Consider the following 16,375-nt stretch of genomic DNA (forward strand, 5'->3'; position numbering starts at 1 on the left):
ATCTCCACTCCCTTGTATTTGCACAGACGCTTAAATATTTCGATCAAATCTCTCCCACTATAAATTAATGTTTTCTCGCGTTTGCTCACTCATTCTTAGATTTTCAACCATCAATATTCCAGAGAAGTGGGCGAAGCATGTAATTATGGAATATTTTTCTGGATGAGCCGGTGGCGGGAATAAAGATTCGAATCTTTTTTCCAATCTATTGGTAAATCGTATGACCGCACATTTGGATATCCACTCCATTCCCCTGACGGCTTACCCTCCCATGTCACGCTGGGTCTTCGCCCTTACATTCCTTCGTTCTGCCTCTCAAGGTGTGGACGCCGCTTCTTGCTCCTTTACTGGGTCGTTGCCCTTACGGAATAGATCCTGCGGCTGCTCCGTGCTTCTGTTGTCATTGGTTTACTTCCAAGCTCTTGTGAGAAACGAGAATATCGTTTGAATTTAAGCTACCATCTGTATTTGGGACTGGCGTACAGGTCCTAATACGTCGGACGCATTGTACGGAATGCACTTCGTGCCTAGTGTGTACAGTACGCGAATGAGCTTCCCGCAGAGTGCCACTATAGACTGCTTCTTCTTGAGCGGATTATGACTTCGCTTCGTAAAGTAATGGTGCAACGCCTTGAATTCGGCGTTTTTGGCGACCATCGGCATCATCGCCCGAAATAGCAAGGCTCTTAGTCGGGATCGTCCACGCTTGGTAATCGTGGACTTGCCCTTCTTCTTGCCGGAACTGTTCTCTTTGAGGTTAAATCCAGCAAGACGGATGATCTGCTGCCCATGGTCATAACCGCTAAGATCACCAACTTCAGCCAAGAAGCCCGCCAGCGTAACAACGCCGATTCCTGGTACTGTCAGCATTTCATTTGTACCTGGAATTTGTGCAAGCAATGCTTCCACTTGCGCCATGATTTCTTCAAGTTGCCTTGAGAATAGTTCATATTGTTCCAGTAAGGCCTTGAGCTCGATTTTCGCCGCCGTCAGCCCTTCGGTAAGTCCAATTGAGTTTGTGGCAGCTTGTAGGAGTTGCGCTGCACGTTTGGAGCCAACCGCTCGCTTCACGTCTTCCTTCCATCGGTTCACGATTGTACTCGCGCCAAGCGATACAATCTCCTGTGGCGTCGGGAATTCACGAAGCGTGATGAGCGAGGCCTTTCCTTCCCAATCTTTAAACACAAGGCTGTACTCCGGAAAGAAGCGATCAAGCCAGTTCTGGATACGCCGTTGGACTTGACCGAAGTTCACCATCACCTTCTCTCGAAGGTTCATGAGAATACGAAGATCGGCATAAACGCTCGTAGGCAATTTGGGCTCGCTGTACTTGCCATTGCGAACTAAATCAGCGATTAACCTAGCATCCTTGTAATCATTCTTCGTCGGTGAATTGTCTTCAAGTTCTTTGCTTTTATTGACGTGATGAGGATTCACGATAACGACTTTGATGTTTTCTCGATGCAGAAATTCGGCCAGTGGAAACCAGTAGTGTCCGGTTGGCTCAATGCCCAAGATGATATCCGTCTTGGCGTATTGCCGCTGAAGCTCCTTCATCCACGAAACGAGTTTCGTCAGGCCAGAATGGTCATTGCCGAACACACAGTCCTTACCAATCTCGATTCCGCGGAAATCGACAGCTCTGGCAACATGCGTTTTCTTGGCAATATCTGCACCGACAACAAGGGTTAATTCGGTAATTTGTTGAATACGTTGATTCTGCTTTTTCGATTGCTTATACTTCATTGTGGAGTACCTCCTGTACGGGTAATTGTTCTTTGGACGGAACGTTTCCCAGTTTACAGAAGGTGCTTTTTTTATTCAAACCCCAAATTCATTCATTACAGGAATGGCTCCTCACTTGATTATAGATCTCTTTCAGTCTATACTTCGGGGTGAACACGATATGGTATTTGCACATCCACTTCGTGTGAGCTAAACTATAGCTCTTGTTTGCCATCTAAGACCATTCCTTTCTTTTATTGAGCCTGAACATCTCAATTTTATGGGAATGGTCTAGTTGGTCAAACCTTCGTTCCTCCACCCGCATAGCGGGTGGTTTTTTGTTTCGCACGCTTCGCGAGCTCAACTGGCTAAAGCCATAAAAAAATCAAAAGCGTCATCCCTTCAACGGGATGGCGCTTTTTGGGTTCTGATCTATTCAGTTCACAAATCCACCTCTACCATCGACTGGGCGGTCTCCGGATAATCGGTGATGATGCCGTCGATCGGATATTTGAGCACTTCCTTCATATCCCTTCGGGAATTGACGGTCCACACCCAAACCTCGCGGCCGTCGGCATGGGCCTGGTCCACGAGAAAATCGGTTAACATCACCTGCTCGATCGTATAGAAGTCAACGTCGAGCACCGATAGATCTCCAAGAGCGAAGAACAGAATGCGCCCGATCTTGATCTCGGGAGCCAATTCACGGATGCGGCCAAGCACTTCGCCGTCGAAGGATTGCACCCTTACCTCTTCCTCGACTCCCGCTTCCTTGATGAGGCGGACAACCTCCTCCGCCAGCGCTTCACTCGGCGCGCCGTTAGGCTTCAGGTCCAGCAACAGCTTAATGCGCCCTTGCGCCTCAGCGAGCACGCTGGATAACGAGGGAATATGTATCGGATAACCGTTCGCATCCATCCCGATGTACAGTTGCTGCACTTCATTGAAGTTCATATCCGCGACCCGCTTCTTCAAGCCAGTCATCCGCCGCAGGTCAGAATCGTGGTTTAACACGGCGACGCCATCCTTGGTCAACTGCACATCCAACTCCACAACCTGAAAGCCTTTGTCAATTGCCGAGATCAGGGCAGGCAGCGAATTTTCCGGAGCGTTCGACGTATCTCCGCGATGGACTGCGATCTGCACGTTCCATTTTGCGTAGACGAGGCTCTCGTTTGCCCGCAGACCGATCAGCAACGCAAGGGATATATAAAGGGCGGCGCTCAGGACGTACGCCATCCTTTTCCACTTTAGCCCCTTCCACCAATCGATGATCTGGTCCTCCAGACGACCGATTCGGCTGCGGCGCACTTGCAGCTGATCCTTTGGCCGAATCCATTTTAAGCGGCCCAACGCATAATAAAGCCTCGTCAGCACGAACAGGTTGATGGGCAGCAACAGAAGCTCCAGCAGATAAGCCAGTACCGTCGAAACGGTCAGGGAATAGTGCTGGGACACCAGCGCAAGCACATCCAGGTCCAGCCAGGAAGGAATGTGCCCTAGCGCAGTTACTAGCGCAGAGGTGACACCCACCACCATGCAGTTGAATAGAAGCAGCGTTCCAAACAGCCGCCACCGCCGACCTTGTGTCAACTGATGACTTTGGCGAACCGCCTGCCGGAGGTTCATATCCTCGAGCACGATGCAATGCAGGACAAAAATCCAGCGGAGCAAAGTATACAGCAGCCCTGCGATCAGCATGAGATAAGCTACGGTCATCGTGAATGAAGCATCCAGCACTTGATTGTTCAAGAAGATCGGCACGTTAAACAACGCGTAAAACGAAGCCGACAACGGCGAGTCTACAAACGGAATCAAGAGCAGCAACAACAACAGCAGCTGGAATACGCCAAACCCGAACAGCTTGGGCATTTTATGCAGCACAGTCAACACGGCGTCAGAAATGGGAATCGATTTGCCAAAAAAGCGTTGCTGAATCAGCACGATGAGGACCAACAATTCAATTAGCAGGGTAAAAGAGGCAACGAGCCCGATGAGAATCAGTCCTGCCACACCTTTATAGCTCAACCCGAGCCGGTACACCTCCCCGTTCAACAGGGAACCAGAGCCGACGACCCGGAGAACGCGGTTGAACAGAAACGTCGTCACCGGCAGGACAAAGACGCTCGTAGCCAGCATATATAGCAGTTGAAACAGCAGCAGCTTACCGGAATACTTGCGGAAGTCACGGATACTTCTGCCGATCAGTTTAAGCATGGACCCCCTTCCCTGTTCCATTAGGTCCACCGCGCAGCCCAAACCTTCATCTCATGACAGATCACATGCAAATCCATCCCCTTCGGCGTAAGTGTATATTCGACTGTCACGGGAACGGTAGGATACACCGTCCGCTCCAGTACGCCCTTCTCCTCCAGATGACGCAACGTACTGGTTAACGCCCGCGGGCTCACTTGCGGGATACGGCGCTGCAGCTCCCCGAAACGAAGCGTCCCCCCAAACAGCTCGCGAATCACCAGAAACGCCCATTTTCCACCAAGGACGTCCAACGTTTTTTCGATATTGCATTCGATATGCTCCGGTGTTTTCGGAATGTAATTGCTTGCTTTACGGATGCTGTTCATTCGGTATATCCTCCCCTGAAATCGATGGTTTCGTATGATGGATTCATGATGCTATCTCAGATCCTATAGATTCGATATAGGACACTGTACTTTGTATAGTAAGTAACATGGATATAATTTGGTGAAGGGGTTTTCACTTCTTTCAATTGTATATGAACTTTTATAGAATGAAAATGGTTACAATTCAAATGCTCAAGGAGGATGACGAAACATGGAATATAGAAGACTAGGCGGAAGCGGCCTCAAAGTCAGTGAAATCAGCTTGGGAAGCTGGCTGACTTACGGCGGGTATGTCGAACGTGAAAATGCGGAGAAATCGATCAAAACCGCCTACGATCTAGGGATCAACTTCTTTGACACCGCCAATGTATATGAAAGAGGAGCTGCCGAAGAGCTGGTAGGCAAAGCGCTGAAAGCTTATCCGCGGGAATCCTACGTACTCGCTACGAAAGCGTTCTGGCCGATGGGGGACGGACCTAACGATCGCGGCTTGTCGCGCAAGCACGTGATGGAGCAAGTTCATGCCAGCCTGAAGCGTCTTGGCCATGACTATATTGATATCTTTTATTGCCACCGTCACGATCCGGAAACACCGCTTTACGAAACGCTGCGCACGATCGATGACCTGATTCGCCAAGGTAAAATCCTGTACGCTGGCGTCAGCGAATGGCAAGCTTCGCAAATTGCGGAAGCCGTGGGCTTGGCGGATCGTTACCTGCTGGATCGCATCGTTGTGAACCAGCCGGTATATAACATGTTTAATCGTTATATCGAGAAGGAAGTTATTCCGGTCAGCGAACGCCACGGCATCGGCCAGGTAGTGTTCTCCCCGCTGGCTCAAGGTCTGCTCACCGGTAAATATACATCGGCAAATGACATTCCGCAGGACAGCCGCGCAGCTAAGCTGGAATGGGTCCGCAAAGGAATTACGGAAGAGAACATCGCCAAGGTGAAGCAGCTTGAGGGAATTGCTGCTGAACTTGGAATCACGGTAGGTAACCTGGCCCTGGCTTGGATTTTACGTCAAAACAACGTGGCTAGCGCACTGGTTGGCGCCAGCCGTCCGGAGCAGGTGATCGAGAACGCCAAAGCTTCCGGCATCAAGCTGAGCGAAGACGTGTTGACACGAATCGAAGAGATTCTCAGAGATGAAGTGAAGCTGTAAACCGCCTATGGCTGTTCATGCAGAAGAACCCGGTTCCGTTGATTCGGAGCCGGGTTCTTTTTTTACATGCCTTACGGTATCCCAAAACCGCATTTTTCTGATATCTTAGAGGAAGTCATACCAATCCAAGAATACATCGAATCAGGAGATTTCCCTCATGCGCAAACACATTGTAGCCATCGATATGGACGATACCCTCTGTCATCTCGTGCCCAAGGCGATCTATTATCATAATTTGCAGTTCCCCGACCGCCCGCTCACGATGGATCAAATGATCAGCTTCGATATGACGAAAATTTGGCATCCCGAGTGCAATGAAGACATCTTCTTCGGGCGCCCCGGCTTGTATGAGGAGCTGGAGATCTTTGATGAGCACACCGTCGAGGAAGTACGCAAGATGACGCAGGACCATGATGTCATCATCGTTACCGCCGCCCGCCCTTCATCTGTACAGGAAAAATGGAACTGGCTGCAACGCTGGATGCCGTTTATCCCGTTTGAAAACTTCTTCGTCGCCAAGCGAAAAACATTAATCGACTTCGATCTGCTCATCGATGACGGTCCGCATAATTTGCTGCCAGCCAAGGAAGCCGGGCGGCTCACGATCGGGATCCCGCGCCCGTGGAACGCCCCGATTCAGCAGCAATTCCTCATGAAGGATTCATGGGAGGGCATGAGCGACTTGGTGAATCGGTTGCTGACGGAACGTTACCCAAAGGAATAACTGCCCTCGGCGGTTATTGTTCGTGCCCCCGGATCGGAGGCGAAGCTGTCTCCCCGAAGGACACGTTGATGGCATGGCGGATTTCGACGCCCTCGTCCAGCCATTCGATGTCGATGCTGGACCGGAACGGCGTCTCGATCCGCTGGATAGTGAGCAGCAGCGTTTCCGGCGACTTCCAGGTGAAGGAGGCTGCAATCTGCTCCTCCCCGCCAAACAGCGCCGTCCGCCCCAATCGCCACGTATGACGCCCTAGTTCGATCCGGTGCTCACCGCGCGGGTTCTTAACCGTCAGCACAGCCGTATCCCCTTGAATCTCGATCTTCATGCTTTGAAGATTCAAGTCATTGGGTTCCAGCACGCATTCTTTACCGCTGCCAAGCTCAGCCTCCCCCTCCGAATCCGCCTGCAATCGAGGCGGCTCCAAGACCAGCCCCTCCAATACATGACGCAGTTCTTGCTCCGCCGCCGCATCTTCTTCGGAAGAGCCTTCATTTCCTTCAGAGAAGGCACTCAGCAGGTGCTCCCATACGCCGTTCAGAATCCCGTGCATATCGTTGGTCCCGGACGTCATCGCCAGCACAGCCTCCTGCTCCGGCAGAACGATGCAAAATTGGCCAAACGCTCCGTCCCCCCGATATACACCGCGGCGGCAGCGCCAGAACTGGTACCCATAGCCTTGCGCCCAGTCGCTGTCTCCGCCGTTTCCATTGGAGATCTGCTTGGAGGTTGCGGCCTCAATCCAGCTCTCCTCCACCAGGCGCTTGCCTTGCCACACGCCTTTTTGCAAGTACAACTGGCCGAATTTCGCAACATCCTCTGTCGTTACTTTGAGTCCAAATCCCCCGGTGTTAATGCCGCGCGGGCAGCTCTCCCAAGTCGGATTCTCGATACCCAGCGGCTCGAACAGACGGGGCTGCAAATATTCCAGCAAGGTTTCCCCGGTGATCTTCTGCAGGATGGCAGACAGCATGTAGGTCGCTCCCGTATTATAGACGAAGACCGTCCCCGGGTCATGCTCGACGGGTAAGGCCAAGAACGCCTTCACCCAGTTCCCGTCCTTCGCTCCAGCAAGCGCCCCCATCGTATCCACCGCATGGCCCGTCCCCATCATCAGCAGATGCTTGATCCGCATGGCGGCCAAATTCGGCGATACTTCCTCCGGCACTTCTTCCGGAAAAAAAGAAACAACCGGATCATCCACGCTCAGCTTGCCCTCGTGAACGGCCATGCCGATGGCGGTTGAGGTGAAGCTTTTGCTCAGGGAAAATAACATATGCGGCAGATCCGGCCCATAAGGCGCCCACCAGCCCTCCACCGCAACATGCCCCTGCCGCACGAGCATGAAGCTATGCAATTCAATCGAATGCGCTTTCAAATATTCCAAAAAATGAATCACGTTCCGAGCCGAGATCCCCAGCTCCTTCAGGCTTTTTCTAGGCAGCGATTTCTCCGTATGGACGGACATATACACCTCTCCCTTCATTGGGCCTTTTACCCAATTTCCATTATACACCTGCTGGAGCATGCGGGGTATGGATCTGTGATGGCGATGCAAATCCGCAAAACGCACAGCCGCGCGGCCGAAGCAGCGATGTAACTTTTTCCAGACGCTGATTTTCTCCAAATTTCGCGCCAGCCTATCCAACAACCGAAGCGAAGTATGCTAGAATAAAGAGCATGGTTTGCGATAGAACGAATAGAAAGGGACGTCATCGTTGGCACAATTATTTTACAAGTACGGAGCAATGAACAGCGGCAAATCGATCGAAATTTTGAAGGTTGCCCACAATTATGAAGAGCAAAACAAACCAGTGCTGCTCTTTACTTCGGCGATCGATAACCGTGATGAGGTTGGCTATGTCTCCTCGCGGATCGGGTTGCGTCGAGAGGCGATTCCGATTTATCCAGATACGAACCTCTTTGAAATCGTCCAAAATCATACCCCGCGCTTATACTGCGTATTGGTGGACGAATGCCAATTTCTGAATGAGAGCAATATCAAGCAGCTGGTCCGTATCGTTGATGAGCTGGATATTCCTGTAATGGCGTTCGGATTGAAGAACGATTTCCAGAACCAGTTGTTTGAGGGCAGCCGCCTGCTGCTGATATATGCCGACAAAATCGAGGAAATGAAAACGATCTGCTGGTTCTGCGCACGCAAAGCGACAATGAACCTGCGGGTGGAGAACGGTAAACCCGTCTACACCGGCGAACAGATCCAAATCGGCGGCAACGAGTCGTATTATCCGGTGTGCCGGAAATGCCACGCCAACCCGCCGCTATAAAGCTTCCACATCTAAAATAACGGACCGGCATTTCGCCGGTCCGTTTGTCTTTTCTAATCCATATCGTAAATCGTACCTACCTTCAGTCCGTACAGCTCGTTGTAGATCTTTTCCGCGTAGGCGTCCGTCATGCCGGCAATATAATCGATGATCATATGCTCCCATGTCCAGATTGGTTTAGGTCTAGCTTGGTCCCGATCAAATCTGCGCAGCCAGTCGCCGGGGATAATCGATTTGCTGGTCTCCGGATCAACAAAGGCATCCCACAACCGCTTGATAATCCAAGCACTGCGCTTCTGCAGCCGTTGAACCCGCAAATCTCGGATCATCGTCACCCAAGCGAAGCTCTTCAGCACGCTCACCGTCCGCAGCATATCCATGTCCTCCTGCCCGTCCTTCACGAACGTAACCTTCTGCCAATCGCCGTCGTCGGTCACTCCCAAGCTGCCAACGAACAAGCTGACCCAATAAGCCTTGACTTCCCGACGCGTGCGGGAATAGTCATGATCGCACACCGGCATTTTAACGTTCCAGATGCGCAGGAAATCGTCCAGCACCTCGGCCACCTTAACCTGAATTTGTGGCGGCTGCCATCCCGTCCAGCAAGCGTCCTCCAACGTCATGATCTTCTCGACAATCAGCCGCTGAATGTGCGAGTCCTTGAGGAAATGCTCGTGTACCTCGATTTTTCCCGCCTTGATGCCATCTTCAAGATCGTGGGCCGAATAAGCGATGTCATCGCACAGGTCCATAAGTTGCGCCTCAAACGTTTTCTTGCCCTCAGGAATGCCCCAGCGGTCGCGTATGTAAGAGATGTACTCCCATTCATGCAGATATAACCCTTTCTTGTTGACCGTGCCGGGATAAGGGTATTTATTCATTCCCAGCAGCACCGCATCGGATAGGTTCAACCCATCGATGTTTTCCCGCTTCTCCAGGAACATCATCAGCCGGAAATTGTGGGCGTTGCCTTCAAAATGCTCGTATTTCTGACGTAAGGCAGCCCTCGTTTGCTGCTCTTCTTCCGGAGTCGGTTGTTTGCCTTTTAAAGCTGCCTGTACCTTCTCCTCAATAAGTTTCTCCAATATTTGATCCAGTACCTCTTCGCCTTTATGCCCAAACGGGGGATGACCAAAATCATGGCAGATGGCGGCGCATTCCACTACCTCCGGATCGATAACCAATCCAGGATGCTGAGCGCGGTCAGCCGCCAGCTCCGGATACGTGCGCAGCAGACTGCGCGCCGCTTCCCGGGCGATCTGGGCGACCTCCAGCGAATGCGTCAGCCGGGTTCGATAATAATCGCCTGTGCCGGCCCCAAATACTTGCGACTTCCCTTGCAGCCGGCGGAAGGTCGGGGAATGGATCAGCCGTGAATAATCGCGTTCGAAGGTGGCGCGGTTATTTTCATGTCCGATATTGTCCGGGTATTGGCGGTGCTCTCTGAGTTCGTGGATATTCATGGCTCTTGCACTCCTTGTCGCGTTCTCTCTTTTCTGTTATTGTAGCCGTCCGCAGCCGGAACATAAAGCACCGCACCCCAAATTTGTTACTCTACACCAAAAAAACACCCAGCAAACGGGGGGATGAAAATGGGGATCTGTATCTTCCGCACACCTCATCTCAAGATTATCCCTTTGGATCAGAACTGGGGATCGTCGTTTTTTTGGATTATACTTCATGAGTTTTTCGCGACCGATCTGATGCAACGGGATAATCCTCAAAAAGAGGGGGCAAAAAACAGACTCCAACCAAAAAAGCCGGAACTCCTGAACGGAGTATCCAGCTTCTTCTTTTACGATATGAATCATCAGCTCAGCCCTACCCACGCATCGTTGGAGTAACCGCGCTGCTCCCAATATCCGACATGCTCGCCTTCGATAAGCTCGATGCGGTTCAGCCACTTCACCGACTTGTAGGCGTACATCTTCGGCACAATCAGCCTTACCGGGCCGCCCAAATCGCTTGGGATCGGTCTGCCATCATGCATCACCGCAACCATCACATCGTCCATATTCGCCTGATCCAAAGTGAGGGTATCGGTGTAGACCCCGTCCCCCGAGTAGAACTTCACCGTTTGAGCGTTTGGCTTCACGCCGGCTTGTTGGAGCAACTCGCGCAGCGGGATGCCTTCCCAAGTATTGTTGTACACCGACCAGCCTGTCACACAGTGAAAATCACTGACCTGCACCTTACGCTTCAGCTTAAGGAATTCCTCCCAGTTCCACTTGAACTTGTTGTTCACCAGCCCATCGATCGTGAACGACCAGTTCTCATTGGTGAAAGTAGGAATATCCGTCACCGTATAGATCCGGAAACGCCCCTGCGCTCCGCCGCCAACCACCTGTGCGGAGTCCGGCAGCGGCACCGGATTGGGGACGAGCTTGTTCGCATTCTCCTCCAGCAGTTTATCCACCGCTGTCGTACCGCCGATGCTGCCAAAGGAGTCCCCCAACCATTTCAGAAAGGTTGGCCCTACCGTGACCGCCAACCCTACGCCGATAGCTCCGCGGATAAACGCTCGGCGGGTATAGACCGGCTGAGGAGATGAGGGACCTTGCTGGGATCCAGCGCCTCCCGCCGCCACAACCTCTGCCTTCTTGCCTGCAGCGGCTGGGCGAGCCTCAGGTTTAATTGACCGTCGGGCCGGTTCCTTCAACCATTTGGTTCGGGTGATGGAATGGTAAATGATATACGGCAAGCCAATCCAGGTCAAGAGATCATGCACGACGAGCGCGACATTAGACACCCTCGGCCCCACGGCCTTGAACTGCCAGAGCAGCACGCCAGAGCCAAACCAGCCTAACAACAAGGCTAGGACCACGATGACATTCAACCGTTGCCAAGGCTTTTGTCTCAGTTGCTTCCAATGCTTCCCCGCTAACAGCAAGTAATAAATGACCGGAAGGATCGAAGCAACACCTACCGCAATATGCAGCCATTTGAGCCAAACCCGGCCCTCGCCAAGCAAACCGCGCCAAAACCCGCCAACCAGCAGCAGCCCCGTCAGTGCAAGGATCACAATGATCCAGCCGTTCCAGGTATGCAGGGCTACGAGTTTCTTGCCATACCCTTTGCGCAGGCGCTCCAGTACCCCCTTCATACCTCCACCTCCTCCTTATTTTAGTTGTATATTCTCAGCATGCCTGCTATCATTCGCTTCTAGTACTGTGAACCAAAACGTACTGATGCACCTGTTTGAACGCCCGTGCGACGCAAAATGTTTTTGATTCGCAGCACCAGCTCGCGTGGACTAAACGGCTTGGTCAGGTAATCGTCCGCACCCATGGTAAGTCCCAACAATCGGTCGGCTTCCTCCCCGCGGGCCGTCAGCATGATGATCGGCGTATCCTCCTGCTGCCGGATCCGATCACACACCTCCAGACCGCCAAGCTTTGGCATCATGAGGTCAAGCACCAGCAAATCGGGATGATGTTCCTCCCAAAGGCTCAGCGCTTCTTCTCCGTCTGAAGCGACCCATACCGTCCAGCCCTCTCGCTCGAGATAGCGGCGGCAGACATCCGTTATATTTTGTTCATCGTCGGCAACTACAATTTTGGCGCTCACAACAATGGCCCCCTGGCTTATGCTAAATGTTTCCTGTAATTTTAATCACATTATACCTTGAAGTTTGATCAGTTACGAACTTTGAGTTATTTGCCCGTCTCGCTGCCCATATCATCCATCATTTCATTGTCCATCATTTCTTTATCCTTCATCTCATCGCCCATCATGTCCTGGTCCATATCGCTCTCTTTCATCTCTTCACCCATCATCTCTTGGTTCATCTCACCGCTGCCGGAGGAATTGTTCATCTCCGTGGAGGCGTTAGCTCCGTCATTCATCATGTTCTCCTTGTTCATGTCATTGTTTTTGGCCCCACATGCGGCTAACGTCAGCATGGCCCCCAGCATAAGAATCAATCCGATTTTTTTCATTTCTCTCTTCCTTTCATTATTTAACTTGGTTCGCCCATTATCTTAGCGAATAATGCTAACCATCCAAGAACAAACCACTTGCAAAAGTGTTAGAAAAGTCTTACGAAAGTCTTACAAATCCCAAAAAAAAAACAAAACCCGCTTCAGGCTAAGCCTGAAACGGGTTAAAGTTCTATTTAATTTATCGGGGACGACCAGCAATCCCATACATCAACAGGTCCACCGTATACTCAATTTCTTCGTCTTCATCGATCGAAAAGTCCGGCACCAGGAGCACATGAACCAAAATCATTCCAATCATGACGCTGGCACCGGTTCGGAGGATCCGCCATGGCGGCGCTTCGACCACCTGCCCTTTTTCCTGAAAATGCTGGACCACTCGCTTGAGTCGTTCAAACACGATCTCGGAGGCCAGACTCTTCACCTGCTCCAGCAGCTCCGGCTGAAACGGGACCTCCTGGATCAAGATTTTGATAATTCGCATATTCTCCCGAACAAACTTGAACCGATCCTTCGCCAGCGCGCGAAAGAAGTCCTCTGCCCGTTCATACGGCATATCAATCGTTTTGGCAAAATCCCGCAGCAGAAACGGCGCAACCAGCTTGATCACAATAGGTCCGGCGATAGATAGCAGCAGATCCTTCTTCGTCTTATAGTGGCGGAAAATCGTTCCCTCAGCTACCCCGGCCTTCTGCGCGATTTCACTGGTGGATGTGGCGGCATACCCTTTCTCGGCAAAAATCTCCGTGGCTGCCTCCAAAATTTTGATCTGCTTCTCCGTCTTCTTCTCCGTATCCTCTTCCGTCAACCGGATCAAGTCCTCCAGCCACTGCTCTTTCTTCTCCGACATAGAGGCCTCTCTCCTTTCCCTTCGTATCGTTAGCTTCTTTGTCCAGCGTACTATATTTTACGGTGCTTGCGCAACGCAAGGACATTCGCGAGCATAAAGACGAGGGATAAGACAGCCAACACATACACATCCAGGGCAATTCCGCTCCAACCTTCGCCGCGGATCATGATGCCGCGCAGCGCATCCGCGCCATACTTCAGCGGTGTGATATGCGTGATCCAGCGCAGCCAAGGCGAGATGCTCTCCAGGTCAAACAATCCGGAGAAAAATACCTGCGGCACGATCACAATCGGGATGAACTGAATCATCTGGAACTCGGTATTGGCGAACGCGGACAGTAACGTGCCGAAGCTCAGTGCCGTCAGGGACAGCAGTAACATGATGAGCAACACATATCCAAAAGAGCCCACCATCAAGCTGCCCAGCGCATACACCGTAAACCCGGCGATCAACACCGCCTGCAGGCTGGTGAAAATCCCAAAGCCCGCCATATAACCAACGACGATTTCCCATCGACGCAGCGGCGTCGCGAGCAGCCGTTCCAGCGTGCCGCTTGTTCGTTCGCGCAGAAAAGACACCCCCGCGATCAGAAACACGAAGAAGAAAGCAAACAATCCGATCAACACCGGACTAAAGCTGTCGAAGCTCGACATGTCTGCGGATCCGTGCAAGTATTGGAACTCCGGTGCAACGGCCTGCCCGTTCGAACTTCCTGCGACTCCGGCTGGAGCCGCTTGCCCTTGAAGCGTTTTTTGCATAAGAAGCATGACCGCCTGGTTTTTGGAGGGATCACTGCCTTCCAGCTTCACCTGCGCTGCCCCCTGATCTAAGCGAATAAATGCATCAATCTCTTGATCAGCCAAGGCTGCTTCAGCCGCTTCCACGGTATCGTAGGCAGTGACTTTCGCATCAGCAGCGATTAATTTCTCCGTTATCGCCGCCGGCAGCTCTACGGTACCAATTTTCGGTTGGTAGGTATCCCCATTGAACACAAGATACATTAAGGATAAGACCAGAAGCGGAGCGACAACCAACAACGCCATCGTTCTTTTATCATGAATAAACTGACGAGCGATACGAACAATGACAGCCCGGATTCTCATACACGAACCCCTCCGTAATGCAAAAATGCTTCCTCAATCGTTGCGCTGCCAGTCTCTTGTTTCAGCGCCTCCGGCGTACCTACGGCAATCAGATGGCCGTCCCTCACCATCCCCAGCCGATGGCATTTGTCAGCTTCGTCCATGACGTGGGTCGTGACGAGAATCGTTGTGCCTTTTTGGCTCAGGTTTTCGAATTCGTCCCAAATTGACTTGCGCAGCACCGGGTCGATCCCGACGGTAGGTTCGTCGAGAATGAGCACCTCGGGCTCATGCATAAGCGCGATCGCCAGCGATAAGCGGCGTTTCATCCCGCCGGAGTAAGCGCTGACCGGACGCTTCAGATGATCCGTCAAATTGACGAGCGCCATCACCTCTTCGATCCGACGCTTCATTGTTGCACCTTTCAGCCCAAACAACGCCCCAAAAAACTCCAGATTCTCCTTCGCAGTAAGCTCGTTATACATTGCGTCAGATTGAGCCATATAGCCGATGCGGTTCATCATGCTAAGCTTGGGCATGCGGATGCCCAGCACCTCAACCTCGCCGCTAGTCGCTTCGTCGATGCCGGCGATCATTTTGACAAGCGTTGTCTTGCCCGAGCCCGACGGTCCCAGCAGTCCAAAAATCTCATTGCGCCGCACCTCCAGGCTGATCCCGTGCAGCACCTCTTTATCATTGAACTTGCGAGTCACACCTTGCGTTCGAATACAAACTTCTTGGCTAGACATCTGCACCACTCCTCTAGGGGACAGGTTATTGATGTGAGTACTTACTCACATTTCCTTAATGGTTCAAATATACCCCCAGGTGCGAAAATAGTCAAGTGAGTAATCACTCATTTTTGCAAGTTCCAGTAGAATACATCCTAAACGAACCGATTGAACTAAGGTCAGTCTCCACTTTAAAACATAATGCCTCTCCATAAACCAAAAACGCCCCTCTCCCGCTAAGCGAGATTAGGACGTTCTTGGTTTTCTTTAGTGATCGATCACCATTCAACCGTCAACGACACTGGGCAATGATCGCTGCCCAAGATGTGGCAATCGATGCCCGCATCCTGCAGCTTCGGCGCGATCCGGGAGGAGGCGAGGAAGTAGTCGATCCGCCAGCCGATGTTCCGCTCGCGAATTTTCGGCATATACGACCACCAGCTGTATACGCCTTCACGGTCCGGGTAGAAATGCCGGAACGTATCGATAAACCCGGAGGCCAGCAGTTCCGTCATTTTACCGCGCTCTTCCAGCGTAAACCCAGAGTTGCCTTCGTTGGACTTGGCGTTCTTAATATCTATAGGATTGTGAGCGACGTTCAGGTCGCCGCATACGAGAACAGGCTTGATCGCATCCAGCCCCGTCAGGTAGGTACGGAACCGGTCCTCCCATTCCATTCGGTAATCCAAACGTGAGAGGTCGCGTTTCGCATTTGGCGTATACACGGTAACGAGATAAAATTGCTCGAACTCCAGCGTAATAATCCGCCCCTCCGGTTCATAATCCTCCTCCATGCCATAACGCACGGACAAAGGCTTGATGCGCGTGAAGACGGCGGTGCCGGAGTAGCCTTTTTTCTCCGCATAGTTCCAATACTGCTCGTATTCGCTGCCAAGGTCCAGCTCGATTTGCCCTGCCTGCAGCTTCGTCTCTTGAAGGCAGAAGATATCTGCATCCGCCTCTTTGAAATAGTCCAAGAATCCCTTGCCCACGCAAGCGCGCAGTCCGTTGACGTTCCATGAAACCAGCTTCATGATAATCTCCTTGCCTTGATGTAATCGAGAAAACGTAAAAGCAAACCAAATCTAGCAATCTCGTCTATGAATCATAATTCCAGTTTAACACGTCATACGCCGTTAAGAAAAACGTCTATCTATCGACGTACATTCAAAGTAGACAGACCGCGTTTAGCTGATGTTTTTCTTGCGATATCAGGATGTCAATCCCCGTAGTTTATACTTTCTGGCGTGTAATATAATCAAAATATAAAGAGGAAATCCCCAGCGACTATCG

Annotated in this window: 14 protein-coding genes and 2 pseudogenes; 3 read left to right on the top strand and 13 right to left on the bottom strand. The window is 51.6% G+C overall.

Translation table 11 applies throughout. The features are described 5' to 3' along the window. Nucleotides 1-450: 450 nt before the first annotated feature. The 4 genes and pseudogenes from RW092_RS19505 to RW092_RS19520 form a co-directional block, all read right to left on the bottom strand. The gene (locus RW092_RS19505; RefSeq protein ID WP_023555147.1) at nucleotides 451-1,746 is read right to left on the bottom strand and encodes an IS110 family RNA-guided transposase; all 1,296 of its coding nucleotides are present in this window, start codon (nucleotides 1,744-1,746) and stop codon (nucleotides 451-453) included. 106 nt (nucleotides 1,747-1,852) lie between these two features. After that, nucleotides 1,853-1,960: pseudogene (locus tag RW092_RS19510) on the bottom strand (IS200/IS605 family transposase); the annotation flags it as partial. A gap of 206 nt (nucleotides 1,961-2,166) precedes the next feature. Next, on the bottom strand, nucleotides 2,167-3,942 hold the full coding sequence (locus tag RW092_RS19515; protein ID WP_028540225.1) for a glycerophosphodiester phosphodiesterase: 1,776 nt from the start codon (nucleotides 3,940-3,942) through the stop codon (nucleotides 2,167-2,169). A gap of 20 nt (nucleotides 3,943-3,962) precedes the next feature. After that, nucleotides 3,963-4,307, bottom strand: a complete 345-nt coding sequence (locus RW092_RS19520; RefSeq protein WP_009224498.1) for a winged helix-turn-helix transcriptional regulator — start codon at nucleotides 4,305-4,307, stop codon at nucleotides 3,963-3,965. 211 nt (nucleotides 4,308-4,518) lie between these two features. Between RW092_RS19520 and RW092_RS19525 the strand changes: the two genes are divergently transcribed. Together RW092_RS19525 and RW092_RS19530 are read left to right on the top strand one after the other, a co-directional pair. Continuing rightward, nucleotides 4,519-5,472, top strand: coding sequence for an aldo/keto reductase family protein (locus RW092_RS19525; protein WP_016313472.1), 954 nt, complete (start codon nucleotides 4,519-4,521; stop codon nucleotides 5,470-5,472). A 157-nt stretch (nucleotides 5,473-5,629) separates the two neighbouring features. After that, complete coding sequence (locus RW092_RS19530; protein ID WP_316011028.1) at nucleotides 5,630-6,196, top strand: 5' nucleotidase, NT5C type; 567 nt, start codon at nucleotides 5,630-5,632, stop codon at nucleotides 6,194-6,196. A gap of 13 nt (nucleotides 6,197-6,209) precedes the next feature. On the opposite strand, the gene RW092_RS19535 is transcribed toward RW092_RS19530, so the two are convergent. Beyond that, nucleotides 6,210-7,661, bottom strand: coding sequence for a serine hydrolase domain-containing protein (locus tag RW092_RS19535; RefSeq protein ID WP_316011029.1), 1,452 nt, complete (start codon nucleotides 7,659-7,661; stop codon nucleotides 6,210-6,212). 250 nt (nucleotides 7,662-7,911) lie between these two features. On the opposite strand from RW092_RS19535, the gene RW092_RS19540 reads away from it, so the two are divergent. Continuing rightward, on the top strand, nucleotides 7,912-8,481 hold the full coding sequence (locus RW092_RS19540; RefSeq protein ID WP_085170539.1) for a thymidine kinase: 570 nt from the start codon (nucleotides 7,912-7,914) through the stop codon (nucleotides 8,479-8,481). A gap of 53 nt (nucleotides 8,482-8,534) precedes the next feature. Here the strand turns inward: RW092_RS19540 and RW092_RS19545 are convergent, their stop codons facing one another. The 8 genes and pseudogenes from RW092_RS19545 to RW092_RS19580 all read right to left on the bottom strand — a co-directional run bounded on the left by RW092_RS19545 (nucleotide 8,535) and on the right by RW092_RS19580 (nucleotide 16,116). After that, nucleotides 8,535-9,944: a deoxyguanosinetriphosphate triphosphohydrolase family protein gene (locus RW092_RS19545; RefSeq protein WP_316011030.1), complete on the bottom strand. Its 1,410-nt coding sequence runs from the start codon at nucleotides 9,942-9,944 to the stop codon at nucleotides 8,535-8,537. A gap of 347 nt (nucleotides 9,945-10,291) precedes the next feature. After that, nucleotides 10,292-11,584, bottom strand: a complete 1,293-nt coding sequence (locus RW092_RS19550; RefSeq protein ID WP_316011031.1) for a molybdopterin-dependent oxidoreductase — start codon at nucleotides 11,582-11,584, stop codon at nucleotides 10,292-10,294. 107 nt (nucleotides 11,585-11,691) lie between these two features. Then, nucleotides 11,692-12,048: pseudogene (locus tag RW092_RS19555) on the bottom strand (response regulator transcription factor); the annotation flags it as partial. Nucleotides 12,049-12,134: 86 nt separating this feature from the next. Next, complete coding sequence (locus tag RW092_RS19560) at nucleotides 12,135-12,419, bottom strand: hypothetical protein (RefSeq protein ID WP_316011032.1); 285 nt, start codon at nucleotides 12,417-12,419, stop codon at nucleotides 12,135-12,137. A gap of 181 nt (nucleotides 12,420-12,600) precedes the next feature. Further along, a complete protein-coding gene (locus RW092_RS19565; protein WP_085279402.1) occupies nucleotides 12,601-13,269 on the bottom strand; it encodes a TetR/AcrR family transcriptional regulator in 669 nt (222 codons plus the stop codon). Nucleotides 13,270-13,319: 50 nt separating this feature from the next. Next, complete coding sequence (locus RW092_RS19570) at nucleotides 13,320-14,372, bottom strand: ABC transporter permease (RefSeq protein ID WP_316011033.1); 1,053 nt, start codon at nucleotides 14,370-14,372, stop codon at nucleotides 13,320-13,322. Beyond that, a complete protein-coding gene (locus RW092_RS19575; protein ID WP_316011034.1) occupies nucleotides 14,369-15,100 on the bottom strand; it encodes an ABC transporter ATP-binding protein in 732 nt (243 codons plus the stop codon). Before RW092_RS19575 ends, RW092_RS19570 begins: the two co-directional genes overlap by 4 nt. A 260-nt stretch (nucleotides 15,101-15,360) precedes the next feature. Then, nucleotides 15,361-16,116, bottom strand: coding sequence for an exodeoxyribonuclease III (locus RW092_RS19580; RefSeq protein WP_085279400.1), 756 nt, complete (start codon nucleotides 16,114-16,116; stop codon nucleotides 15,361-15,363). Nucleotides 16,117-16,375: the final 259 nt, after the last annotated feature.

Source organism: Paenibacillus sp. 3LSP, assembly GCF_032465655.1.
In the GTDB taxonomy this organism is placed as follows: domain Bacteria; phylum Bacillota; class Bacilli; order Paenibacillales; family Paenibacillaceae; genus Fontibacillus; species Fontibacillus barengoltzii.